This is a genomic window from Streptomyces sp. NPDC059679 (genome assembly GCF_042734105.1).
GTDB lineage: Bacteria > Actinomycetota > Actinomycetes > Streptomycetales > Streptomycetaceae > Streptomyces.
In genome coordinates this window covers 136,737-142,422 of record NZ_JBHWES010000022.1, presented here as the reverse complement: position 1 = coordinate 142,422, position 5,686 = coordinate 136,737, and the positions used below count along the sequence as shown (strand labels likewise).

At 73.9% G+C, this 5,686-nt stretch carries 4 protein-coding genes; 3 read left to right on the top strand and 1 reads right to left on the bottom strand.

What is annotated here, in order from left to right; all coding sequences use genetic code 11:
* Positions 1–185: 185 nt before the first annotated feature.
* Positions 186–947, top strand: a complete 762-nt coding sequence (locus ACFV2X_RS23865) for a DUF6065 family protein (RefSeq protein ID WP_385619703.1) — start codon at positions 186–188, stop codon at positions 945–947.
* A gap of 19 nt (positions 948–966) precedes the next feature.
* Positions 967–3,066 carry a BTAD domain-containing putative transcriptional regulator gene (locus tag ACFV2X_RS23860; RefSeq protein ID WP_385619700.1) on the top strand — a complete coding sequence of 700 codons (2,100 nt, stop codon included), beginning with the start codon at positions 967–969 and terminating at the stop codon, positions 3,064–3,066.
* Between the two features lie 24 nt (positions 3,067–3,090).
* Here ACFV2X_RS23860 and ACFV2X_RS23855 read toward each other — a convergent pair whose 3' ends face one another.
* Positions 3,091–4,056 (bottom strand): ADP-ribosylglycohydrolase family protein, encoded by a 966-nt coding sequence (locus tag ACFV2X_RS23855; protein ID WP_385619698.1) that lies wholly within the window; start codon positions 4,054–4,056, stop codon positions 3,091–3,093.
* A 285-nt stretch (positions 4,057–4,341) separates the two neighbouring features.
* On the opposite strand from ACFV2X_RS23855, the gene ACFV2X_RS23850 reads away from it, so the two are divergent.
* The coding region (locus ACFV2X_RS23850; protein ID WP_385619697.1) for a hypothetical protein at positions 4,342–5,686 on the top strand (1,345 nt) is incomplete at its 3' end.

Sequence of the window (5,686 nt, the reverse complement as noted above, 5' to 3'; positions counted from 1 at the left end):
TGCGGTTGCGCGGCTTTTGGCCGGCGGGGAGCAGCTCTTCGCTTGTGGGCGACGTGGTGGGTGGCCCCATGGGGTGAGCGGTCTCCTTAGTGGGGCTTGGGCGCCGGTTGCGGCAATCGGCCGGACGGTCCGCAGGCGCTTGGGGAACCTTGAGGAACCTTGAGGAAGAAGGCAACACCCGGCTCATGACGCTCTTCTCGTTCCGCTCCTGCTTCGACGGAGCCGTGCCGCCGACAGTGGCCGACCCCGCGGCGCTCGGCACCGCCGCGTTCCGCGCCGTCTCCTACTGTGAACCGTTCCGCGCCGCCTCGGCGTACGGCTGGTACCTCTACCCGCCGCTGGACTGCTTTGTGAAGTGGGACGGGGCCTCCTTCCGCTGGCTCGCCGAGGGGTGCCCCGACTGGCTGCCGCTGACCGAGGTGGCGGCCCAGACCATGCTGCGCGTGCGGGACGGCGAGGCCCCCGACGACGACCCCGTGCTCGGTCTGCCGGTCTTCTCCGCCGCGCCTGAACCCGGGCTGCTCCAGGTGTGGACGGGCCTGGTCGCGCGCACCCCGCCGGAGTGGAGCCTGCTGGTGCGGGGCGTGCCGAACCTGCCGGGCAGCCTGACGTACGAGGTACAGGACGGGCTGCTCGAATCCGGCTGGTGGCACGGACCGCTCGTGGGCAACCTGCGGTTCCGCCGCACCGACGAGGTGGTCCGACTCTCCCGCAGGTACCCGCTGTTCGCCGTGCAGCCGGTGCCGTCCGAGGCGTATCAGAGCCGGACGCTGCGTCAAATGGAGTTCGTACCGGCCGACTCCGGCAGCCTCTCGGAGACCCGGCAGATGATCGCCGACGCCCTCGCGGTCCGGGATGACGACCGGCCCGGCGGCTACCGCCGCGAGGTGGCGCGCCGGCGGCGCGGAGACGAGACGCCGGACGCCAAGGCCGCATCGCCGCAGTAGCCGAAGACGAGAACGCACGATGCGCTACCAGCTCCTGGGTCCCGTGACCGCCACCGGCCCGGAAGGCCCCGTGCCCGTGGCCGGGCCCAAACGACGGGCGGTGCTGGCGGCCCTGCTGCTGAACGCCAACCGCGTGGTGTCCGAGAGCAGGCTGTCCCATCTGGTGTGGGGGAACGACCCGCCGCCCAGCGTCCGCGGACAGATCCAGGTCCACGTGTCGGGCTTGCGGAAACTGCTGGGCCGTGGCGCCATACTCCGGCAGGCGCCGGGCTACCTCATCGTGGTGGGGCCCGGCGAACTCGACCTGCACGTCTTCGACGAGGCCGTGGCGCGGGCCCGGGAAGAACTCGAAGCCGACCGCCCCGAGCAGGCCGCCGAACGGCTGCGTGCCGTGCTGGACACCTGGCGCGGACCGGCGCTGGGCGGGGTGACCGAATCGCTTCGCGCGCTGGAGGTACCCGGGCTGAACGAGCGGCGGCTGAGCGCCCTGGAGGACTACTTCGACGCCCGGCTCGCCGCCGGCCGACACGTCCACACCGTCGGCGAGCTCCAGCAGGAGGTCGGCCGTCACCCGTTCCGGGAGCGGCTGCAGGTGCAGCTGATGCTGGCGCTGCACCGGTGCGGCCGTACCCCGGAGGCCCTTCAGGTGTACGCGGACACCCGTGCCCGGCTCGCCTCCGAGGTGGGCATCGAACCGGGCCGCTCGCTCCGCGACACCCATCTGCGGCTGCTGCGCGACACCACCGGATGCGGGACGGCCGACGCGGCCGGGTGTGCCCCGGACCCCGGCGTCCCGGCCCCGGTACCGACCGCCATCTCGGTCGGCGCATCGGACGGCCGTGGATCCCTCGTCGAACAGGCGCTGGTGCCCCGGCAACTGCCGCCTGATTCCCCGCTGTTCGTCGGCCGGAGTGAGCAGCTGGCCTATCTGGACGGCCTGCTCGCGGCCACGTCGACCGCCACCGTGGTCGCCGCGGTCGGCGGCGGTCCGGGGGTGGGCAAGACCTCGTTCGCGGTGCACTGGGCCCACCGGGTCCATGACCGCTTCCCCGACGGCCAGCTGTATGTGCCCCTGCGCCAGGGCGGGCCGGACGCGCCGGCGCTGGACCCGGCGGAGGCGGCGGCCGCCGTGCTGGAGGCGTTCGGCGTGCCCGCGCCGCGGATCCCGGCCGGCCGGGCCGCCCGGCTCGGCCTCTACCGCAGTGTGCTGGCCGGCCGGCGGGTGCTCATCGTGCTGGACGACGCCCAGGACGCCGATCAGGTACGGCCGCTGCTGCCCGGCGTACCCGGCTGCCTCGTCGTGGTCACCAGCCGCACCCGGCTGGTCGGCCTGGTCGCGGCCGAGGGCGCCTGGCCCGTCACCCTCGACCTGCTGTCGGCCGGCGAGGCCCGCGAGTTCCTGGCCCACCGCCTCGGCGCGGCCCGGGTGGCGGCCGAACCGGAGGCGGCCGACCAACTCGGCGCGGTGTGCGCCCGGCTTCCGCTCGCCCTCGCGGTGGTGGCCGCCCGCGCCGCCACCTGTCCGCACTTCCCGCTGGGCGCGGTGGTCGAGGAGTTGCGGGACGCCTGTGTGGGCCTGGACGCGCTGGACAGCGGAGACCCTGCCACCGACCTGCGCGCGGCGTTCGCCCGGTCGTACCGCTCCCTCAGCCCGCCCGCCGCCCGGCTGTTCCGTCTGCTCGGCCTCCACCCGGGGCCGGACGTCACCCCGGCCATCGCCGCCGGGCTGCTGGACGAACCGGTACGGCGGGCCCGCGCGCTGCTCGCGGAGCTGAGCCGGGCCCATCTGGTGACCGAGGACGCCCCGGGCCGCTACCGCGGCCACGATCTGCTCCGCGCCTACGCCCTGGAGCTCACCCTGGTCCACGACACCGACGAGGACCGCCGGGCCGCCCTCCACCGACTGCTCGCCCACCCGCCGCACCCCGCCCACCGGGCGGCCCGGCCGCTCCCCGCCCCGGCGCCCACCCCGGCCGAACCCGGCCGCCCGGCCGTGGCTTCACCTCGCCTCCTGCCACCGGCGGGACCACCGGCGGGACCACCCCCGGGGCAGGACGGCGCCGACGGCCAGGTGGTCGTGACGGCCGCGAGCCTGGGGCCCTGCGGCGGCAAGGCGTAGCCGGCCGAGCGCGGCGCGGCCGTTTTACGCCGAGCGGCCCTCCGCGTCGAGCGGCTCGGATCGGGCAACGAGGCGGCGGACGAGGTCGAGGAGTTCCGGTAGCCGCAGCGGCGGATTGCCGGAGCCCGGCAGGGGGACATGAAGCGGCTCGGTCCAGCGGCTCGGGATCGCGTCCAGCCCGTAGCACGCGCCGGCGAGACCGCCGGTCACCGCGGCGACGGTGTCGGTGTCACCGCCGAGGTCGATCGCGGCGCGCACCGCCTCCTCGTAACTTCCGGTGGTGCGCAGCGCCCAGACGGCGGAGCCCAGACAGGGCCAGACGGCGCCGTTGAACTCGGTGGCCCGATCCGGGTGCCAGCCGGGGCCGAGGACGACGGCGTACCGGTCCCGGTGGTCCGGGTGCACCAGGTCCAGGACGTCCGGGAGCGCCGTCAGAGGGTCGCCGTCGTCGAGTGCGATGCGTACGAGTTCATGGAAGACGGCAGTGCCTTCCCAGGCGGCCCGGTCGCCATGGGTGAGGGCGGCGATGCGGCGGGCGGCGTCCATGGTGGCCCGCTGCCCGTCGCGGGCGTAGCGGACCGCCGAGGTGGACGCCCGCATCAGCGAGCCGTTGCCGGCCGCCCGCAGATTGACCTGGAAGTGGACGGCCGCGGCCAGGTCCCAGGGCAGACCGTTGGTCAGCACGTCCTCGGTCTGCAGGCCGATGTCCTTGGGCCCGGCCGCGGCCCACCGCTGGAAGCGGGCGAAGATGTCCGGCAGGTCCAGCTCGCCCCGCTCGATCAAGGACTCCGCGACCAGGACCGCCATCTGTGTGTCGTCCGTGGCCTCGCCCGGATCCCAGCCGCCGCCCCCGCACATCTCGCCACCGACACCGCACGCCGGGAACCGGGCGGAGAACGCTCCCGCCGGGCCGAACTCGAACGGGGCTCCCAGCGCGTCGCCGACCGCCGCGCCGACGACCACACCGGCTGCCTGTTCCTTCCCACTCACGTGATCAGCCTACTCAGGCCGAAGGGTGTGGTGTTCGGGCCGAAGAGCGCGGTGTGCAAGACGGATGCCACCGCATATGTACGAACCCAGGACGATCTTATGTACTGAATTCACATAGGACTCACTCATCCGGAATACATGCATCCCGCCGCTATGTCCGTTACCGCGCCCTATCATCGCCACTGGTTCGGTAATTCGCTTGAGACTGACGGGGGAAGCGTGACACTGACCGATCATCAAGTATGGACACCCACCTCCCCATTCCGCTCCGAAGAGCGGGGGAGCGTGTCCGACGAGGAAGAATGGACCGAGGCGCCGTCCGCGTCGTATCTGGACAGCCCGTTCAGAGGCGCCGCCCGGGACACCGGGCGCGGGCCCGTGGACGCGCACAGCGAGGCGGTGCGCGAACTGCTCGCCGAGCTCTACTCGGACGAGATGGAAGAAGCCCTCTCCGAACTGCTCGAGGAGACCGCGGCGTTGCACGCCGAGCACGCCGCCGCCCTCGTGGGCGCCTCGGCCTCGGAGGCGGCGGAGCAGCCGGTGCGCGAGCGGCTGGAGGCGCTGGCCGATCAGGCGGAGCGGTACCTGGAGGCGCTGGCCGAGGCCGCCGGGGAGGCGGATACGCGTTCGCTCGCCGAGGCCGAGCTGGAGAGCGTCTTCGAGTCGGTGGCGCCACCGGCCGCCCTGGGGGAGTCGCCCGCCTTCGAGCAGTTCTTCGGGGCGCTGAAGAACTTCGCGAAGAAGGCCGTGAGCGGCGCGGTGAATCTGGCGAAGAAGGGCGTCCAGGCCGTCAAGACGGGTGTGCAGGCGGTGGCCAAGGTGATGCCCATCGGGCTGATCCTGCGCCAGCTGCGCCCGATCGTCCAGCCGCTGCTGACGCGGGTGCTGAAGATCGGCATCGGCCGGCTGCCCGCCCCGGTCCGCCCGATCGCCACCCAACTCGCCCGCCATTTGCTGCGCGAGGCGCCGATGACGGAGGCCGAGGAGGCCGAAGCGTCCGAGTCGGCCGAGAGCCACGCCCCGGCCGCCCAGGCGCTCGGCGCGGAGCCGACGCCCGCCGCCCTGCTCAGCCTGGAACTCGCCGGCGCCACCGCCGGTCTGCTGCTGGCGCGCGACGAGAGCGAGGGCGAGGCATGGGCCGCGGAGGCGGCGCAGTCCCTGTCCGGCGGGGCGGGCGAGGCGTACGGGCAGCAGAGCCCGGCCGCCGAGGCCGAGGCGCTGGCCGAGGCCCGGGAGCGGTTCACCGAGGCGCTGAGCCGACTGCCGGACGGCGGTGACCCGCGGCCCGCGCTGGAGGAGTTCCTGCCGGTGGTGATGGCCGCGCTGCCCATCGTGCGCAAGATCATCCAGATCGCCGGCCGGCAGAACGTCGTCGGGGCGCTGTCCAATCTGCTCGCCGCGCTCATCGGCAAGTTCACCGGGCCGCGCAACGCCCGCATCCTGGCCACGGCGATCGCGGACACCGGCCTCAAGCTCCTCAGCCTGGAGACCGCCGCGGAGGCGCCGGAGCGGCTGGCGGCGCGCGCGCGCGCCGCCACCCCCGAGGACACCCTACGGCAGCTCGCCCAGCTCCCCCCCCAGGAGTTTGTGGGCCCGGGGCGCCACGAGGTCGCCGCGGGCCAGGCGTTAA

Coding starts and splice junctions, on each gene's coding strand:
- ACFV2X_RS23860 (WP_385619700.1), top strand. CDS start 967: ATGCGCTACCAGCTCCTGGGTCCCGTGACCGCCACCGGCCCGGAAGGC.
- ACFV2X_RS23865 (WP_385619703.1), top strand. CDS start 186: ATGACGCTCTTCTCGTTCCGCTCCTGCTTCGACGGAGCCGTGCCGCCG.